Raw genomic sequence first — 18,036 nt, 5'->3', positions numbered from 1 at the left:
AGTGATAAATTAGAATTTTGTTCATTTCAGCAACAAAAAAAGGACAGAAGAAGGCAATGTTTCACCTTCTCTGTCCTTTTACCTGAAAGTTTGTTTCGCATTAACGCGAATCCCCTTTGGTGGCATATCCAGAAATATGCACTCTCCAGAGCTACGTCATGTAGTGGTTCTTTTTACCTGAGAGATTAATTCCAAGGATTTTATGGAACTTGCTCCGTCGGCGGCGACATTCGTCACTCTCTCCCAATACAATCAACCGTAAACTATTTAATTATGTATAAAAAATTTGTCAAACTTTAAAAGCGTAAATTGTCTAAAAATTGAAAGCGTATTCACAAAATAATAATCTCACAGACTTATTCCTATGTCAATAAAATAATAAAAAATTTCGAAGATTTAAAAAATCTATTTTAGCGGGATTCCGTGGGAATCGCATCGTGCCCAGTTTTAAGTTACTGTTTTCATGCTGGTTTAGCTGATATAATAGCAGGAGGTACTTTTACAGGAAAAATAATTATGTATTCAATTTGGGGGAAATGGAATGTGCCCTTTTTACAATAATCATGTCAACACACAACAAGAAAACACATTGTTTAGAATTAAAGTGAAAGAAATGATGGAAGAAAAGGAAATTGAGGCCTCTGCAAGGATTTTGGAAGAAATAATCACTTGCTCTACGCTTGAACATAGAGATATTGTGTTTCTATGCATTGGTTCAGACCGGTATGTAGGAGATTCACTGGGGCCTTTAGTGGGTACTATGCTTAGAGAAAGTCATGTTCCTTATCATGTGTATGGTACTTTGAAAGAACCCGTTCATGCCTTTAACTTAAAGGATATTTTGAAAGACATCAATAAGCAACTAAAAAAGCCGTTAATTATCAGTATTGATGCATGTTTGGGTGAAAAAAGCCAAGTTGGATTTATGATTTTTAACAAAGGGCCGCTTGCTCCTGGCAAGGCCCTGGAGAAAATTTTACCTGAAGTTGGAGATTACCATATCAAAGGTGTGGTCAACTATATTGATCCCCTGCCCGCATCGCAATTTATTAATGACACTCGATTATACACCGTTTTCAATTTTGCCAGAACGATTGTGAAAATCATTCGTCTTACCGTACAATAAACCTCCATTTACAAAATATATAAAACAGAGCTGCTTTCAAAATCACTGGCTTTACCGATTCGAAAACAGCTCTGAATTTATTCTATTATCATTTCATTTCCTCATTTAAAAAGTGTAAATGCTCCAGTTAATATAGCAGCAATGGTGACCACCAATGAGCAGATAACAGCCCATTTGAAAGCATATTTCTGGAATTCTCCCAAGTCGGTATTAATCATTCCTATTAATAACAGTGTAGATGCGACCAAAGGACTTAAAAAGTGTACAGGCTGACCTAAAACGGAAGCTCTGGCTACTTCCAAAGGATCGACGCCATATGCTGATGCCGCTTCTGCCAAAATTGGCAAAACACCAAAGTAATAAGCGTCATTCGACAAAACGAATGTAAACGGCATACTTGTCAACGCCACCACTACAGGGAAGTAAGATCCAACAGAAGCTGGTATTATAGAAACTAGTGAATGGGCGATTGCATCTACCATTTTTGTTCCAGAAAAAATACCTGTAAATATCCCTGCTGCAAAAACGAGAGTAACAACTGTTAGAGCATTACCTGCATGTGAAATGATACGATCTTTTTGTTGCTTCAAATTAGGGTAATTAATCGTAGAAGCAAGAACAAACCCTATTAAAAATAACACTGGAGCTGGCAATATTCCCATTACCAAAACGACCATGACCACGAGAGTTAACAGAAAATTAATCCATATCAACTTAGGGCGCTTAAAATTCTCAGTCATTTCCAAAGCTATAGCTGCTTCGGGAATGGCAGAAAAGTTTCTAGACGGAAACTCCACACTAATTATTCCAATCTTTTTTCGTTCTTTTTTCCCAAGGAAATATGCTGTAAACAAGATACTTCCCATTCCTGCAAATAATGTAGGCAAGAGTGGAATAAAAAATTCATTGGCATCAAGGCCCAATGAGGCAATAGCTCTTGTAGCTGGACCTCCCCAAGGAGTCATGCCGCTCATAATACTAACAGAAAGCATAGAAATAGTCCCAAGAACAAGTGGATTCATCCCTAATCGTAAATAAAGCGGCAGCAATGCAGAAATTGTAATCATATGTGTTGTTGTACCGTCTCCATCAAGTGCAACTGTCATGGCAATGATTGCAGTTCCTATTGCGATTTTTACTGGATCCCCTTTTACCAATCTCAACATTTGTTTAATTAGCGGATCGAACAACCCAGCGTCAATTAAAATACCGAAAAATAGAATTGCAAATAATAATAGAGCTGCTGAAGGCGCAACAACCTTTAATCCTTCCTGCATCATATCTCCAAGCTTTGAACCAAAGCCTCCAACTAATCCAAAGCCAATCGGAACAACTACAAGAGCAGTAACAGGTGATAATCGTTTAGCCATGATCAAGTAAGTAAAAACGACAACCATTGAAATTCCTAAAAACGTAATAATATAAATCCCCCCTTAATAAGTAATCGCTTACATACAAAGAGAAAAAAAGAAATTATTTCAACTTCTATTAATCTCTGAAAACTATATTTTTAGAATATTGCAATGAGTATAATAAGTAAAATATATATTTTTTTGTGTATTAGTAAAAAAAAACTTATAATCAACTTAAACACTATGTATAGATAACTTTCATAGGTAGTGTATTAATCAAATAAAGACAAAGAAGTAAAGAAATAATTCTTTGTCCCTACAGATCTATTTATTTATAAATTAGAATTTTGGTTTAAGAAATCAACAAAGTTTTTTACAGTTGAAAGTTGTAATGCTTCCTTGTTATACATTAAACATGTACTTCTTAATACGGGTGTATCATTTTTGTAAGACAATCCATATGTATATAAATTATCAGAGGGTTGTAAACAAATTTCAGGCAATATGGCAACCCCTAAATCATTTTTAACCATTTCCTTGCACGTTTCCTGCCTATCTATTTCCATTGTTACCACCGGTGGTTCAGAAAATCGATCGTGCCACCAGCCATTAATAAGATTTTTTAGGGAACTATCTGTTTGATAATGAATAAAAGGAAGTTCAGGCAATTTATTGATGTCAATTTCATGTTTGGATATAAGGTAAAGCCTTTCCTCATGCAATATTGTTTTGACTCCATACCAATCATAATTTCCACGCAGTATTCCCAAGTGAACACTTGATGAATTAAGCAAGTTCATAATACCGGTACTCCAGCCTGTATGCACACTAAACTGTACGTTAGGATACTCAATAGAGAACTTCTTTAATAGTTTGGGAAGTTTATATTGAGCAAAGTTACTTGATACTCCTATCCTTAATGTTCCTCTTACTTCCTCCCGCATATTTAGCATATAATCTTTTGTCTGCTGAAGTTTTTTTATCATTTCTTCAGCATATTCAGCTAAATAAACACCTTCAGAAGTAAATTCGGTTCCCCCTTTTATCTTGTAAAACAATTCAGTCCCCAGTTCTTTTTCTAAATTCTTTAAGCGGTATGTTAAAGCAGGCTGTGATATAAATAATCGTTCCGATGCCCGGCTAATATTTTTTTCTTCATACAAAACTTTAATTGCAACCCAATCTTTCTCATCCATATGAATCACCCATACCTTTTTATATTATAAGTTTTTTTTTATATTTTTTCATAAAATTATCTATTTTACTTATGATCTAGTTTATCATACGATGTTTTCATAAGAAAAATAATTTTTCAAATAATTAAAATAAAGGGGTATGGAATATGAAAGTTCCGGTTGTTATTATGCGAGGAGGAACAAGTAAAGGAGTCTTCTTGAATTACGAAAACATGCCTGAAAATCGTGCAGTTTGGGAGGATTTTCTTCTTGATATTATGGGCAGTCCTGATCAAAGACAAATTGACGGGTTGGGCGGCGCAAATTCCTTAACTAGTAAAGCAGCTATTATTAAAAAGTCTTATATAGAAGGAGTTGACATCGAATATACATTTGCACAGATTAGCATTGAAGATCAATTAGTTGATTTTAAAGGAAATTGCGGCAATATTTCTTCTGCTGTAGGGCCCTATGCGATTGAACAAGGTCTTGTACATGCAATAGAACCTGTTACGATAGTAAGAATATTTAATACTAATACAAAAAAATTAATTATAGCAGAAGTTGAAGTTAAAAATGGGAAAGTGAAAACTGAAGGAAAATGTTCTATCCCTGGTGTTCCAGGAACTGGGTCCCCTATTTACCTTTCCTTTACCCGTTCTGAGGGGGCTGTAACTGGGAAGCTCTTTCCCACCGGAAAACCTGTAGACTGGATCCAAACAAACAATAGTACCATCCCTATTTCCATTATTGATGTTGCCAATCCCCTTGTTTTTGTCAGGGCGGAAGATGTGGGGCTAAAAGGAAACGAATTGCCACATGAGTATACTCCGGAAAAATTAAAGGAATTAGAAGAAATTAGATCTCTTGCAGCTGAAATGTGCCACTTTTCGAAAAAAGAAGAAGCAACTAAAAAGTCTCCAGCTGTGCCAAAAATGACCCTCGTTGCCCCTCCAATGGATTTTATTGATGTGACTGGCATTAAGAGAAATGCGTCAGAAATGGATTTGGCTATAAGAATGATGTCAATGCAAAAGCCGCATCAAGCTCTTGCTATTACAGGTGCCATTTGTACAACTGCCGGTGCTTTCCTGAAAGATACCATTTTGTCGGATATCGTGACAATCAACCACGAAATCCTTAGATTAGCACACCCTGCTGGAATTATGGAAACAAAGGTGGATTTGCTTGCAGGCCATATAAATTCAATAAAGGTAGTGCGTACAGCTCGAACAATCCTAGAAGGTTCCGTTTTTACAAAGGACGATTATCAACTTTCAGATTTCGCTAAAGAGGCATAGGTAACTTCCTAATTTCAGTGTGCTAGTCATAAAAATTCACAAAAAAGCGGGGGAATTTAAATGTGGGTGATCACAAGGTATACAGAAAAAAGTATTAAAATTTTTGAATTTGATACCGAAAAAGAAGCGAGAGATGCATTAAGCAAAATGCACGGATATTCAATTTTAACAGAAGTGATCTTTTATAATAACCCCTGCCTTGCTATATAAATATTAGGTATTTAAATGATAATTTACCAGAAAAGATAATTAGTAACCCCATTCTCTTGTGAGGATGGGGTTATTAATTTCAAATTCACACGATGCAGTTGGGTAAACAACCATTATTTCTAAAAAAGGAAGACCCAATAAGGAAACTTTTATTCCTTTATTGAGTCTTCTTTTATACTCCTTATCAAGCAATCAACAATAATATTAAAAGAAATCAAAAAATGACGATTTCAGCGCTGGGACCATTTTTTCGAAAAGATCGATCTCTGTCTTGGTTCCTTTCAAGTATCCCATTTCAAAAAGATCCATCGGTCTCTTGTAACCGAATAAAATCGCTGAAAGGGAATTAATATTTAATTGAATCCCTTTTTTAGGAGGATGAACACACTGACCTCCCGTTTTTTCTTTAAACACCCTGATTTCACCTTTTCCCAGCAGATAGCTCCCAATATTCCATGGTGCATGTGTATCTTCAAGATGGAGAAATAGAGAGTCATTTTCTTGTAGAAACGGAAATCTCCGTAAACATTCTTCAGCATCGACAACGCGTGCCATAAAATAGGGAGCTAATTCCATTTTCACCTTCGGCTGCGGCAGAAAATAAGGAAAAGGATCGTGACTTGCAAGATTAATAGTGACTGTTTCAACCATGGAGTCATGCTGGCAGATAAAATTCCATAGCCCTTTTCTTGCATCGTGGTCAAGAGTAACCAGCTCCTCCACTTCCATTTTTCTATCCTTCACTTGGTACAGAAGATAGCCCCTTGCCTCGTTCGCGGAATGGTAATAGACAGCAAGCTGCGAATTTTCATTATAAACGTTATGTTTCCACCAATTTGTATCGCGTTTTAGCATTCCAGTATATTGAGTGCAATATTGCTGGTAAATCTTTTCTATCTCTTCGTTATGGGACTCCTTGGAATATCGCTTTATAAAACCTGGCTGCGTTTCAAGGAACTTAAGGTTTCCTTTTTCAAATGTTATTTTCTTCTGTTCACTTAATACCTCCCAACCATACTTCCGATAAAAAGAGATTTCAAATGGGTGTAAAAGCGAAACAATCTGATTATTGTTTCGCATGTGTTTTAAAGATTCGATAATGAGTGCGTTTACATAACCGTTTCGTCTAAACTCTGGGTATGTAGCAACTCCAGCGATTCCACCCATTTTCCATTCAGCATCCTTCATAAAAATGGTGAGTGGAATAATATGCAGTTTGGCAGCCAGAATGTTCTCATTATCCCATATTCCTAAAATATTATGATTTTTCAATGATTCTTTCCTAGCCGGTATATCTATCTCCTGGACCTTATATTGAAAAGCGTACATTGATAGTTTCATTGCTTCAAAGTATTCATTTTCTGTGATTTCTCTAATCTGCAATTAGACCCTTCCCTTTCTTTCCTCAACTTAAATATTTATGAGTTTAATGATAAAACAATTTGCTTATTTTTCCAACAAAATCTAGGAATTAGATACTATCATACTTCTAAAAAAGCCTCGTTTGCTTCATTGGGTTTCCCAACGAAGCAAACGAGGTCGCTCCACCGTCATTAACTTACGCTTCTCTAGTTTGGCTTACTTTTTCCCTGGATAAAGCCTTTTTAAACTGCTCGATTAGGATAGGAACGATTTCAAAGGCATCGCCAACAATTCCATAATGGCAATTCTGAAAAATAGGGGCCTCTTTGTCCTTATTTATGGCAATAATTAATCCTGAATTTTTCATTCCCACAATATGTTGAATCGCTCCGGAGATTCCAATTGCAAAATAAATTTTTGGCGTTACTGTAACACCGGTTTGCCCAACTTGATGAGGATGGTCGATCCAACCCGCTTCTACTACATCCCTGCTGGCACCAACCGCTCCTCCAAGTGTTTCTGCCAATTGGTGTATTATCTGAAATCCTTCGAAGCTCCCTAATCCTTTTCCACCTGCAACAATAATGTCCGCTTCGTCGATTCGTACTTTCTTTACTGTTTCCTTTACAATTTCCAAGACTTTTGTCCGAATATCTTCTTCCTTTAGAGGTATGGTTTCTTCAACCACCTTGCCGGTTCTTCCCGGCTCCGGGTCCAGCGCCTTCATGACTTTGGCGCGTACTGTCGCCATTTGCGGCCGGTATTTTTTACATAAAATGGTCGCCATAATATTTCCGCCAAAAGCCGGTCTGCTCGCCAATAGTAAACCCGTTTCCTCTTCAACATCCAGTTCCGTCGTATCCGCTGTTAGACCTGTCGGAAGATCGGTAGCTACCGCACTAGCCAGGTCTTTTCCTGTTGAGGTGGCCCCATAGAGGATAATTTCTGGTTTATATTTATCAGAGCACTCCAGCAGAGCCTTCATGTAGGTTTCAGTCCGGTAATGCTTAAAGATGGGTTGATCATAAACGTACACTGTATCTGCTCCATATTCAAAAACGGTCTTTGTTAATTGTTTAACATTTTCTCCAATTAGAATACCGGCCAATTCCACTCCCCGTTTGTCGGCCAACTTTCTACCGGCACCCAGTAGTTCTAGGGATACGGAGGCAACAACACCATCCTTTTGTTCAATGAATACCCAAACACCTTTGTAATCTTTAAAATCCAATTACACTCCCTCCTTTGTTTCAAACAGTTCTTTCTTTTCAAGCAGGACAGATAGCAATTGTTCAACTTGTGTAGAGGGGCTGCCATCAAAGAATGTTCCCCCTGCCGGTTTTTGAGGAGCCCATACTTTAGATACGATCGTTGGGGATCCCTTCAAACCAAGCTGCTTAATGTCTACCCCTTCCAAGTCATCAACAGACCAAATATGGGGATTATATCTTGCAGCCTTTATCATGTTTGGAAACGGAGAATACGGTACTTCATTGATTGTTTTTTCAACGGAAAACAGACATGGCAATGTGGACTTTACGACTTCATAACCTTCCTCAAACTTGCGATGAACAATTGCATATCCTTCCTCTTGATTGATTTCCTCTACTTTATTCACAGACGTAAGGGGAGGAATATCGAGCCTTCTTGCTATTCCAGGTCCGACTTGCCCGGTATCTCCATCGATGGACATTTTCCCACAAATGATCAAATCAACGGGATTTGTTTTTGCGATTTTTTCAATCGCCTTTGTCACGGCATAGCTCGTTGCCAATGTATCTGCACCTGCAAACCGGCGGTCTGTGATTAAATAGCCCTCATCGGCGCCAATTTCAATACACTTTTTTATCGCGGTAACCGCTGGAGGCGGCCCCATTGTTACAACAGATACGATTCCTCCATACCTATTCTTTAGACGAACCGCCTCTTCCACAGCATGAGCATCATACGGGTTTAAGATTGCGGGTGCCGTCCTGCGGTCCATCGTATTTGTCTTTGGATTCATCTTGATAATTTTGGTGTCAGGCACTTGCTTGATACAGGCTACAATGTGCAGCATTTAATCCCTCCCTTTATTAAAAGACACATGGTCCTTTAGCTACAGTAATATGAAACTTGTCGGCTATTTTTCGGTGAAAAAGCCTTTTTACTCCCGTTACAATTACTTTATTAGAAGAGATGTCCATACATGCGAATTTTCTGATTAATATCTATGTAAAACTTGCAAATGACAAGGCAAACTAGGAAAAAGATTTTTGGGATAAACCTCACCCCTTTTTAAATAAGATGTCTTGTCCTTAATCGAGTAACCAGCAAAAGTTAAATAAACGGAGATTTTCCGGTTAAATGTAAAATGGAGCTCGTTTCGGGTTAAATAAGGTAAAATTTTCCAATTACGCAAAGCAAAATCTCCCATTTTCATGTTTTTCGAGTAAATAGACGGAATCTCTCCTTCTATTTACGCCTTTTTTAATAATAATTACGAATTAAGCGGAATTTTTCCGTCTATTAATAACTCGGATACTAAACCTAATCCCCCAACCGATAAGTGCGAACCCTCTGATCCTAGATGCGGGAATCAGCCGCTTTTTATCGACCAGCTTATAAAGATTAATAAAATTAGTACTAAGAGCACCCGAAAACGGAACTCTTTATATTAATTTTGAGGCATGTTTTTCACCTGGCGCTTTTCCTTAAGACAAATCACACCCAGCAAGCCAAGCATGGAGAAAATAACTGGAGTGATGAAACCGTAGAAGTACCCATTACCTACACTACTTGAAGCTGTCTGAGAATGATCCAACACATATCCAAAAATGCTTGGCAGTAATACTGCACTTAGAAATCCGCCCGTATTCGCAAACCCAGATACAATGCCAGATTCTATCATAGGAAAAGATTGACGAACGACAGCAAAGGTTAATGCACTTGCCCCGTAACCAAAGCCAATGATAAAGAAAAGCATCACGAGGATGAGTAAAGGTGGATTCCCATTAAATAAAAGAAAGAAGGACCACCCCAATAAAATCATGATATGAACAATAACATAAGGTCGTTTAATTGTTTCTAATCGACTTGAAATCCAACTAGTTAAAGGAGCACCAATAAGCGCTCCGATAAGACCAATCATTATGAGTTGACTAGCATCTGACCGAGTCATTCCATAGACATCCATCCCATAAGGCACTGCCCACGAACCGATAAATCCTACATACGCACCTACAACCCCAAAGTGACAAAAAAATAAAGCCCACGCCTGACGATTCGAAAATATTCTTCGTAATAGCGCAAACGTTTTTTCACGTGGTATCTCTTCTTTAACAGCAGCCGATTTGGTAAGAAAGATTTGGTTTGGTTTTTTTATGAGAACAAAATAAAGAAGAATTCCACAAAGACATAAGAGCAGTCCCGCTGAAAAAAACGCCCCCCTCCAACCTAGAAGGTTAATTAATATGGAGAACGGGACTGTTGCAAAAAGGAAACCAAGACTTCCCGTCATTCCCGCCAGACCAATTAATCGAACAAATTCCTTTACTTTAAACCATTGACCCAAAATTAACACCATATTGACCCAGATAGTCGCATCCCCCGTCCCCGTCAGTATTCTGGCCAAAAATAGGACAATTTCATGGGTACCAAGACTATAAATGATTGTACCTAAGCCGGTAAGTATGGCACCTATTATGAGGAAAAAATTAGGTCCAAATCGGTCAGCCAAAATACCCATTGGGATTTGCAATCCTGTGTATACAAAAAATTGAATACTTGTCAGTAACCCAATCGTTGTAGCTGTTACATTAAAATCCGTCATCACTTCTTCTGTAATCAACCCCGGTGCGGTTCGCTGGCTCGCCATCAATAAATAAGTAAACATGACAGAAGCAAATACAATCCATCTAAATCTGCTATTTTGTTTGTCCAATGATTTCTACTCCTATTTACTTTTAATCCTTTATATATATGGATTTCCTGTAACGGTAGAAACCAGTTTTTAAAAAGATGTGGAAAATCAACTTGAAAATCTAATAAATGTTTCAAAATTCCATTTATTAAATATTATTTGTATGATATTATTTTTAAAAAAAGAAGGGGTCTACAACATATGGAATCAACATTCTCATCAACAAAAACAACATCTAAGACAAAAGCCATTGTCATCAATGCACTTTTCATCGCATTAACTTTAGTTGCCACGATGTTCATTAACATTAGGCTCCCATTAATGGGTAACGGAGGGCTAATCCATCTGGGTAATGTACCTCTTTTTATAGCGGCCTTGGTTTACGGCAAAAAAACAGGAGCTGTAGCAGGTGCATTCGGAATGGGCTTATTCGATCTTATTTCCGGTTACGCATTATGGTCCCCGTTTACATTTATTATCGTAGGTGCAATGGGCTTCATCGTAGGACTTATTTCCGAAAAAGTACCCGGCAATAAAATGTTTGTTAACAGTTTGGCAATTGCAACTGCATTAATAATAAAAGTGGTTGGCTATTATTTTGCAGAAGTAATCCTTTATGGTAACTGGATACAGCCATTCGGCTCCATCCCTGGAAACATCATGCAAGTCGTAATAGCAGGTATCATTGTAGTACCTCTTGCAGAACGCTTAAAGAGTAGAGCTTTAAGATAACATAATAGAAATCATTGTGTATTACAGAAGTCACTAGCAACAAAAAATTATAGTGGATTAATTACTATTCTTATGTAATTGTTCAGAGAAAAGGTCGCCATCCGTTTGATGACGACCTTTCTTTGGCTTACTTTACGTATTTTTGTCATCATCAGCTTAATGATAATCTTTTTCTCCGGCTTGTTTTTGGAGTTTTGGTCATCATCCGCTTAATGATGACCTTTTCTCCGGCTTGTTTTTGGAGTTTTGGTCATCATCCGCTTAATGATGACCTTTTCTCCGGCTTGCTTTTGGAGTTTTGGTCATCATCCGCTTAATGATGACCTTTTCTCCGGCTTGCTTTTGGAGTTTTGGTCATCAACCGCTTAATGATGACCTTTTCTCCGGCTTGCTTTTGGAGTTTTGGTCATCAACCGCTTAATGATGACCTTTTCTCCGGCTTGCTTTTGGAGTTTTGGTCATCATCCGCTTAATGACGACCTTTTTTTCGGCTTTCTTTCAGTAGTTTGGTCATCATCAGCTTAATGATGACCTTTTCTCCGGCTTGCATTTGGAGTTTTGGTCATCATCCGCTAAATGATGACCATTTCTACTTCTGACTTACGGAGTTTCGGTCATCATCAGCAATTTTGAAATGATCCAGACAACTTTCAGCTATAAAAGTACGATCATCCTCTACTAAAAAATATCAGAAAGATCAATACCTAAACCCTCTGCCTCCTTCAATAAACTATCTCTCACTTCTGTGGTAATAGGAATACCTGTCCCCAGTCTTTCTTTCGTCTTACGTCCTTCAGGTTCACCTGGGATTAAAATTTCCTCAAAGCCTTGTGCTCTTGGAAGTGATTTCACTCGTGTAACAAACGTATCCATTGATTTTCAAATTCTTCTTTTGAAATAAAAAGATCTGGTTTTATCGCTATAAATAAATGTCCTACATTTTGCGGTTCGGAATGATCATAATAAAGACTCTTCACTTCTCCGCCATAATTTGCACCTGTAAGGACACCTGCTAGTAATTCCATAAGCATAGCGAATGCAGCACCCTTTGCACCCCCAAATGGCAAACAGACTCCTTCGAATGCTTTGGCTGCATCAGTTGTAGGTCCCCGGTCTTTGTCTAATGCTAAACCAAGTGGAATTTCTTCTCCATGCGTGGCCGCCAATCTAATCTTCCCTCTTGCAATGACCGTCATATCTATGAAAAACTTAGAATTCTACATCTATTACAACTTGAAACTTGGCAAACCTTTTTTGATTCCTTTTGGTTATATTCATCCATTCTTTTTTACTATTATATAAAGTCCAATGTTTTTTGTAACATAGAATTACATTCTATTCCTATCTTAAAGGAGGGCAACTCAATGAGTGAAATTGTTTCAGCATTTCAAGAGATTCCAACCACGTGCATTTCTGACACGATGCAAGGACTAAATAATATGGATCCATTAATTAAACCATTAAAAGAGGAATACCGAATTGCAGGTCGCGCCTATACGGTTAAAATGCCTGTTGGTGATAATCAATGTGTTTTACGTGCAATTCGTGAAGCCAAGCCAGGAGATATTCTCGTTGTCGATGCAAAAGGAGATACGTATCGTACCATTGCAGGGGATTTTATCCTTGGACTTGCACAAACATTAGGAATTGCAGGGGTCGTAACCGATGGGGTTATTCGTGACATCCTTGGTGTAAAAAAGCTAAATTTTCCAGTTTTCTGTAAAGGGACGACTGTTGCATCAAGCGCTAAGGGTGGTTGGGGAGAAGTAAACATACCGATTTCTTGCGGGGGCACCTCAGTAAGTCCTGGAGACATCATTGTAGCGGATGCTGATGGGGTTGTAGTCATACCGAAGGCAATCGAGGAAGAGGTATTAAGGAAAGCAAAAGAAAAACTTGTTAAAGATAAGGAACGTGATGAGAAAGTTTCCGGAAAACCCGATGAAGTGATCCGGTATTTGGATAGTATGTTGAAATAAATAGATGACCAAAAAGAAGGGAAACGAGATCATGACGTTTCCCCTTTTTATTTATTTTTGAATGCCTTTTATCAGATTCCACAGCCCCTATTTGGTACTGGTACTAATAGAATAGTTCTAAACATAATCTTATAAAAGATAATAATTTGAAGGGGTGTAAAGTTAGGTGAAAAAAGTTAAGATACGCTTACAGCCCATTGTTAGTAAGATTAACTTACCCACAGTTTTGAAAACAGCGATACTCCCAGGTGACTCTATTGAAAGATTATTTATTGCAACCCAAGTTGGAGAAATCTTTTACATAGGAAACGGAGCAATAAGGACTTTTTTAGATATTCGTACGCGAATTATAAAACTTGGTCCTTCTGGTGGTTATGATGAACGGGGTTTGCTGGGGCTGGCGTTTCATCCTGAATTTTATTATAATGGTCTGTTTTATCTACATTACTCAGTAGCCGGGACACAGGGCCCGGGTGCTCTTCCTGGAGGTTTTAATCCAAACCCGTGTGATCCCAAAACGTTAAACCTAAAATGGATCAATAGAGAAACACAATATGAACATATTGATACTGTTGAAGAATGGATTTTACAATCGAATGGTCAACCTCAAAAACGACGGACATTACTTAACTTAAGAAGACCATTTTTGAATCATAATGGGTTCAATAGCTTAAACTTTTCTCCCGAAACAGGAAAACTTGTTTTAACCACCGGAGATGGTGGATCAGGCTATGATCCATTTAATTTAAGTCAGGATCATATGGAAATAGCCGGTAAAATAATTGAAATTGACGTTGCTAAGAATGCATTTATCAATAATCCACCTGTAGTTACACGTTTTAACGAACTTCCTGCACCTATTCAGGAAACGCTTACGGTCATTGCCAAAGGAGTCCGCAATATTCCAGGTATTTCATTTCAAAGGTTTTATAATCAGTATATTAAATATGTGGGAATTGTCGGACAGGACCTGGTAGAGTCGATTTTTTCATTCGCTCATTATAAACCAATACCGGTTACTCAACTTGTTCAAGCTTCTTTAACAAACGCCGAACCTGACCAAGAAGGATTTATTAACTTTGGCTGGCGAGGGTGGGAAGGTGCTTTTCCTACTTCCATTATAAGGGGCTGCTCTGGGCATCAGAATTTGGAGGAAAAAACAATTGCCTATTTCAATGAAGCAATAAACACTTCAGTGAAGCGTCTTCAGCCTCTAACTAATTATTTTCATAAAGATGAAAGGCCAGATAAATTTGGAGGAACGGCTCTTACAGGAGTCCAGCCCTATATGGGGAATGGAATCCCCGATTTAACGGGAAGTGTTGTATTTACCGATCTTGCCCGGAAAGAAAAATCGCCATCTCCGGTCAGAGGGGTCTTAGCATATACCAAGGTAAGAACAGATGGCAAATCAAATGATTATAGTGTGATTGAAACCGATTATAATTTTGGAACTCAGTCAGCTTATTATGTAAATTTGGGAACGAATCTGGATCAGTCTAGACTATACTTAGGGGTCTATGGCTCAATGAAAGTGACGGATTTTAACCAAGGTACTGTTTTTGAAATTATTCGATGATGATTGATTTATTCGCATAAATTTTCTAACAAACAAGTAAGCAATTATATACTCACTTGTTTGTTTGTTTGTTTCTACTGTGAAAGTTGTTTCAAATGCTCAACAGCATGTACAAGAAAATTAGGTTTACCAAAACTTCCCGATTTTAAGAGAATTAACATATGACGTCCTAAAGCCAATCCAGACGGTAATAAAGTCTCAATCTCTTTAAGAACATAGTTTCCTCTTATTCCTAATTTCCAACTAACAGTTCCAGAAGTGTCCCAACCTGCTCCAAAACCACTTTGAAGAAATGGATTTTATAAATCAAGAACTTGAGCAAGAAGAATTAATTCAGATCTCTGATTATATTAATCTATATAAATTACTCCGGGTTAGGTATTTACTGATGCATAATTTCACCGATGAAGCATTGGACATCAAATTATTATTTTGAACAGGAAAAAAATGGTCAAGCATTAAAACTAGCCAATGTAATGATAAATCATTAAATGGAAAAGGCATGCCGTTTTGAGGCATGCCTTTTAGCTTTTTAAAACTAGGACTTCACTAATAATAAAAAAGAGAGATACATAAAAATCATGAACACCAACAGAGAAAATAAACTAGAAACAAAGAGAATGGATTGGTTTGATGGTGTGAAGATGCCAGTTTCAATTTCCTTTCTTTTCCTAGTGTATTGTATCGTCGACAACACACTAGTAATACCACCTATAACACATGCAAAGATTCCAAGAATTATGACTAGAGTATTAATATAGGGATTTGAACTGATTTTAGTTGTAAAGTGCAATGAGGTAGTTAAAAAACCTACTCCAGTAATTGATATCGCGGTCCTAATCCATGCAAGATACGTTCTTTCATTTGCTAAATGCTGCTGTGCATACTTGACACTTTCTCCTGGTGAACCTTCTATTCTGTATAAAGCTTTCACTAATTATTAAATCCCCTTTATAAACTTTATTAATCCCATTAATCCCTAATTTCCTGTGATCGAGCTGAAAGCCACTTATCCCAAATTTCTGCGAACACCCCGGTCAATACCAGTGAAACATGTCCACCTTCAAAAACCTCATAAGTTTTATCCTTACTTGAAACAAGGTTCATCAAAGGAAGACTTTGCTTCTCTAATATAAGTGTGTCACGTGAACAAGAGAAGACAAAAAGTGGGCAGTTTATATTCTTTAAATCCACCTTCCTACCGCCAATTACCAATTCTCCCTTTAAGAGTTTGTTATTTTTATAGAGATCATTAAACAACTGTTTGAATGAAGCACCTGCAAAGGAAGAAGAATCCTTAGTCCACCTATCCATACGACGCCACTTTTCTACATATTTCTCATCATGTGCACGGGTGACAAGATTGATATTAGAACTTGCAAAACCTGGTGATACCATCCTATATATCAAATACATAATTTCTGATGGTATGGTCCCATGTGCATCGGCAAAATGGTCAAGACTTAGCTGCCCTTTTTGTAGTCCTTCCAGCAATTTATCAGGAAAGATGCCGATACTAAAATCGATTGGAACGGCTGCAAGGGATAAATTCTTAATTGGCAGCTCCGTGATAGAGGCCAGAATGGCAGCGATGGTTCCGCCTAGGCAATAACCGGCAAGGGATATTTCCTTTGCACTCGAATGTCTTAAAGCTCGTTTAATACCGTTCTCCAAATAATCAATGATATAATTATCCAGGGTGATATCAGAATCTTCTAACCCAGGTGACCCCCAGTCCAATAGGTAGACATCATAGCCGAGCTCAGTAAGCCCACCTACAACGCTGCTTCCCTCACCGATGTCAAGGATGTACACCTTATTAAGCAAGGAGTAGACTAGAAATACCGGGATGGTATGTCTTTTTTCCTTGGCAGGATGATACCATAAAGTTGCTTTATTTTTCTTCCAGACAGCCTGTCTCGGCGTAGGCACGATATCTGACTTTGGACCGGTCATAATTTTATTAAGCTGCTTCCACCGTTTCAATTCTTTTTCCAAGTTAAAGCTCGGAATGATGTTTGTTCCTAATAAGTTCATAATAATCACTGCTCTCTTTAATGTTATTTATTAATACCGGTGAGCACCAGTTCTTTATTCTGCTTTTTTTCCGGTTCCTTTTTCTGCTTCTCTCGCCGAATTTCGATAAGACCTCTTTCTACTTCTTTACGAAATTCCTGAAGGTCAGTATTCATTTTTTGCGTTTCCGCTAATTCTTGGGACATCTGTTGGAATTTATTTTTCATTTGCAAGACAATATTTAATATTTCTTCGAACATTCCTACATTTTCTTTCGTAATGGAGCTAACATTATCTTGTAATTTCCAAATTTGTTCTTCTAAAATATCAATTTTTTCTTCTGTCTGAATAGATAGCTTTGCGGCATTCGCTACATCTTTCTTTGTCGGGATATTCAGAAGAGAAGCAAAAACCTCTTGGTCCTTTCTAAGTCGCTCTAGGTAAAATGAATAAGTGTTGATTCCGAGACTTGCTGTGCGAACAAATTCTTTGTTGTCTGTTAAGTTATATAAAAGGCCAGTTAATTGTTTGTCCCACATTTCACTCAATTGGATTAATCCAACAAATGGATCATAGATTTTTTCATTTGACATGCTGTTGCTCTCCTTAAATTAAGACTTTGAAGGTTCTTCTGTTTTTTCCATATATTTATTAAGTGGGAAGATCAGTTCTTTGAATTGAGTTGTAAACTGATTGACCAATCCTTTTTGAAATTCATAGAGTGGATTCCCAGCTTGTTTAACAATGTTGATATATTGCATTCTTCCTTTTTTCCTAAACTCAATATATTGCTCCATCATTTCTACATATTTCTCTGTGGCTTGACTATTTGCAATGGATTGACAAGGAGTCCTTAAGAGAGACAACACTGTCTTTTGAATCTGATCCATTTGCGCATTTATTTCCTCATAAGATCGAACCGGAAAGAAATGGTGTAAGGTGGTGGTGGACATTAAAAATTCATCTCGTGCATTCTTTTCCCACTCAGTAACCTCCTTCGTCAATTGCTCTGTTATAGCTTTTTTATTTCCTTGATTCCCAGAGAATCGTCTCACCTGTTTTAATAAGACCTCGTCGCGATGATCACCACACTTTGCCCATTCATCCAAACCCTGATATGAATATCTCCAAAGGAGGTCCAGGCTTGAAAGCGTTGGTTCATCTACAGTTTCTGACGTGTTGTCTACTTCTTGTTTTTTCTTTGGCGGCATTGTCTCTTCCAATGATTCTTTTAGATTATCTTTTTTTGCTGTCATATTTATTCCCATCCTTTTATAAAAAGATTAATGATTTTAGTCCAGTG

General features: G+C 37.6%; 18 protein-coding genes, 1 pseudogene and 1 riboswitch. Of the genes and pseudogenes, 6 read left to right on the top strand and 13 right to left on the bottom strand.

All coding sequences use genetic code 11. From position 1 onward, the window contains the following. Positions 1–154: 154 nt before the first annotated feature. A riboswitch (glycine riboswitch) is annotated at positions 155–256 on the bottom strand. A gap of 285 nt (positions 257–541) precedes the next feature. After that, on the top strand, positions 542–1,126 hold the full coding sequence (gene yyaC, locus QNH17_RS10320; RefSeq protein WP_283878587.1) for a spore protease YyaC: 585 nt from the start codon (positions 542–544) through the stop codon (positions 1,124–1,126). A gap of 101 nt (positions 1,127–1,227) precedes the next feature. On the opposite strand, the gene QNH17_RS10315 is transcribed toward yyaC, so the two are convergent. Together QNH17_RS10315 and QNH17_RS10310 are read right to left on the bottom strand one after the other, a co-directional pair. Then, positions 1,228–2,547: a CitMHS family transporter gene (locus QNH17_RS10315; protein WP_283879477.1), complete on the bottom strand. Its 1,320-nt coding sequence runs from the start codon at positions 2,545–2,547 to the stop codon at positions 1,228–1,230. Between the two features lie 263 nt (positions 2,548–2,810). Further along, a complete protein-coding gene (locus QNH17_RS10310; protein WP_283878586.1) occupies positions 2,811–3,674 on the bottom strand; it encodes a LysR family transcriptional regulator in 864 nt (287 codons plus the stop codon). Between the two features lie 146 nt (positions 3,675–3,820). Here QNH17_RS10310 and QNH17_RS10305 point away from each other — a divergent pair, with 146 nt between their 5' ends. Beyond that, entirely contained in the window at positions 3,821–4,954 is a 1,134-nt protein-coding gene (locus QNH17_RS10305) for a 2-methylaconitate cis-trans isomerase PrpF family protein (protein ID WP_283878585.1), read from the top strand. A 60-nt stretch (positions 4,955–5,014) separates the two neighbouring features. Then, the gene (locus QNH17_RS10300) at positions 5,015–5,164 is read left to right on the top strand and encodes an RNA-binding protein (RefSeq protein ID WP_283878584.1); all 150 of its coding nucleotides are present in this window, start codon (positions 5,015–5,017) and stop codon (positions 5,162–5,164) included. Between the two features lie 204 nt (positions 5,165–5,368). Here the strand turns inward: QNH17_RS10300 and QNH17_RS10295 are convergent, their stop codons facing one another. The 4 genes from QNH17_RS10295 to QNH17_RS10280 all read right to left on the bottom strand — a co-directional run bounded on the left by QNH17_RS10295 (position 5,369) and on the right by QNH17_RS10280 (position 10,448). Further along, positions 5,369–6,547, bottom strand: a complete 1,179-nt coding sequence (locus tag QNH17_RS10295; RefSeq protein ID WP_283878583.1) for a GNAT family N-acetyltransferase — start codon at positions 6,545–6,547, stop codon at positions 5,369–5,371. 175 nt (positions 6,548–6,722) lie between these two features. Beyond that, positions 6,723–7,757: an electron transfer flavoprotein subunit alpha/FixB family protein gene (locus QNH17_RS10290; protein ID WP_283878582.1), complete on the bottom strand. Its 1,035-nt coding sequence runs from the start codon at positions 7,755–7,757 to the stop codon at positions 6,723–6,725. Further along, complete coding sequence (locus tag QNH17_RS10285) at positions 7,758–8,585, bottom strand: electron transfer flavoprotein subunit beta/FixA family protein (RefSeq protein WP_283878581.1); 828 nt, start codon at positions 8,583–8,585, stop codon at positions 7,758–7,760. Between the two features lie 597 nt (positions 8,586–9,182). Beyond that, entirely contained in the window at positions 9,183–10,448 is a 1,266-nt protein-coding gene (locus QNH17_RS10280; RefSeq protein ID WP_283878580.1) for an MFS transporter, read from the bottom strand. Positions 10,449–10,628: 180 nt separating this feature from the next. Here QNH17_RS10280 and QNH17_RS10275 point away from each other — a divergent pair, with 180 nt between their 5' ends. After that, positions 10,629–11,159: an ECF transporter S component gene (locus QNH17_RS10275; protein WP_283878579.1), complete on the top strand. Its 531-nt coding sequence runs from the start codon at positions 10,629–10,631 to the stop codon at positions 11,157–11,159. 678 nt (positions 11,160–11,837) lie between these two features. Here QNH17_RS10275 and QNH17_RS10270 read toward each other — a convergent pair. Both QNH17_RS10270 and QNH17_RS10265 read right to left on the bottom strand, forming a co-directional pair. Then, the gene (locus QNH17_RS10270; protein WP_283878578.1) at positions 11,838–12,032 is read right to left on the bottom strand and encodes a hypothetical protein; all 195 of its coding nucleotides are present in this window, start codon (positions 12,030–12,032) and stop codon (positions 11,838–11,840) included. Beyond that, positions 12,008–12,325: an Ldh family oxidoreductase gene (locus QNH17_RS10265; protein WP_283878577.1), complete on the bottom strand. Its 318-nt coding sequence runs from the start codon at positions 12,323–12,325 to the stop codon at positions 12,008–12,010. Before QNH17_RS10265 ends, QNH17_RS10270 begins: the two co-directional genes overlap by 25 nt. A 198-nt stretch (positions 12,326–12,523) precedes the next feature. Here QNH17_RS10265 and QNH17_RS10260 point away from each other — a divergent pair, with 198 nt between their 5' ends. Both QNH17_RS10260 and QNH17_RS10255 read left to right on the top strand, forming a co-directional pair. Next, positions 12,524–13,138 (top strand): RraA family protein, encoded by a 615-nt coding sequence (locus QNH17_RS10260; RefSeq protein WP_283878576.1) that lies wholly within the window; start codon positions 12,524–12,526, stop codon positions 13,136–13,138. A gap of 166 nt (positions 13,139–13,304) precedes the next feature. Further along, on the top strand, positions 13,305–14,717 hold the full coding sequence (locus QNH17_RS10255; protein ID WP_283878575.1) for a PQQ-dependent sugar dehydrogenase: 1,413 nt from the start codon (positions 13,305–13,307) through the stop codon (positions 14,715–14,717). A 74-nt stretch (positions 14,718–14,791) separates the two neighbouring features. On the opposite strand, the pseudogene QNH17_RS10250 reads toward QNH17_RS10255, so the two are convergent. The 5 genes and pseudogenes from QNH17_RS10250 to QNH17_RS10230 all read right to left on the bottom strand — a co-directional run. Then, a pseudogene (locus QNH17_RS10250) lies at positions 14,792–14,977 on the bottom strand (four-carbon acid sugar kinase family protein); the annotation flags it as partial. A 278-nt stretch (positions 14,978–15,255) separates the two neighbouring features. Then, entirely contained in the window at positions 15,256–15,651 is a 396-nt protein-coding gene (locus tag QNH17_RS10245; RefSeq protein ID WP_283878574.1) for a YidH family protein, read from the bottom strand. A 38-nt stretch (positions 15,652–15,689) separates the two neighbouring features. Beyond that, a complete protein-coding gene (locus QNH17_RS10240; protein ID WP_283878573.1) occupies positions 15,690–16,754 on the bottom strand; it encodes an alpha/beta fold hydrolase in 1,065 nt (354 codons plus the stop codon). A gap of 23 nt (positions 16,755–16,777) precedes the next feature. After that, complete coding sequence (locus QNH17_RS10235) at positions 16,778–17,326, bottom strand: polyhydroxyalkanoate biosynthesis repressor PhaR (protein WP_283878572.1); 549 nt, start codon at positions 17,324–17,326, stop codon at positions 16,778–16,780. Positions 17,327–17,344: 18 nt separating this feature from the next. Beyond that, complete coding sequence (locus QNH17_RS10230; protein ID WP_283878571.1) at positions 17,345–17,989, bottom strand: hypothetical protein; 645 nt, start codon at positions 17,987–17,989, stop codon at positions 17,345–17,347. Positions 17,990–18,036: the final 47 nt, after the last annotated feature.

The organism is Neobacillus sp. SuZ13 (assembly GCF_030123365.1).
GTDB lineage: Bacteria > Bacillota > Bacilli > Bacillales > Cytobacillaceae > Neobacillus.
This window is presented reverse-complemented; position numbering and strand designations above follow the sequence as displayed.

What these genes read in the sequence shown, in the direction of transcription:
- yyaC (WP_283878587.1), top strand. Translation starts at nt 542, where the DNA reads ATGTGCCCTTTTTACAATAATCATGTCAACACACAACAAGAAAACACA.
- QNH17_RS10285 (WP_283878581.1), bottom strand. Translation starts at nt 8,585, where the DNA reads ATGCTGCACATTGTAGCCTGTATCAAGCAAGTGCCTGACACCAAAATT.
- QNH17_RS10275 (WP_283878579.1), top strand. Translation starts at nt 10,629, where the DNA reads ATGGAATCAACATTCTCATCAACAAAAACAACATCTAAGACAAAAGCC.
- QNH17_RS10310 (WP_283878586.1), bottom strand. Translation starts at nt 3,674, where the DNA reads ATGGATGAGAAAGATTGGGTTGCAATTAAAGTTTTGTATGAAGAAAAA.
- QNH17_RS10230 (WP_283878571.1), bottom strand. Translation starts at nt 17,989, where the DNA reads ATGACAGCAAAAAAAGATAATCTAAAAGAATCATTGGAAGAGACAATG.
- QNH17_RS10305 (WP_283878585.1), top strand. Translation starts at nt 3,821, where the DNA reads ATGAAAGTTCCGGTTGTTATTATGCGAGGAGGAACAAGTAAAGGAGTC.
- QNH17_RS10235 (WP_283878572.1), bottom strand. Translation starts at nt 17,326, where the DNA reads ATGTCAAATGAAAAAATCTATGATCCATTTGTTGGATTAATCCAATTG.
- QNH17_RS10270 (WP_283878578.1), bottom strand. Translation starts at nt 12,032, where the DNA reads ATGGATACGTTTGTTACACGAGTGAAATCACTTCCAAGAGCACAAGGC.
- QNH17_RS10240 (WP_283878573.1), bottom strand. Translation starts at nt 16,754, where the DNA reads ATGAACTTATTAGGAACAAACATCATTCCGAGCTTTAACTTGGAAAAA.
- QNH17_RS10260 (WP_283878576.1), top strand. Translation starts at nt 12,524, where the DNA reads ATGAGTGAAATTGTTTCAGCATTTCAAGAGATTCCAACCACGTGCATT.
- QNH17_RS10300 (WP_283878584.1), top strand. Translation starts at nt 5,015, where the DNA reads ATGTGGGTGATCACAAGGTATACAGAAAAAAGTATTAAAATTTTTGAA.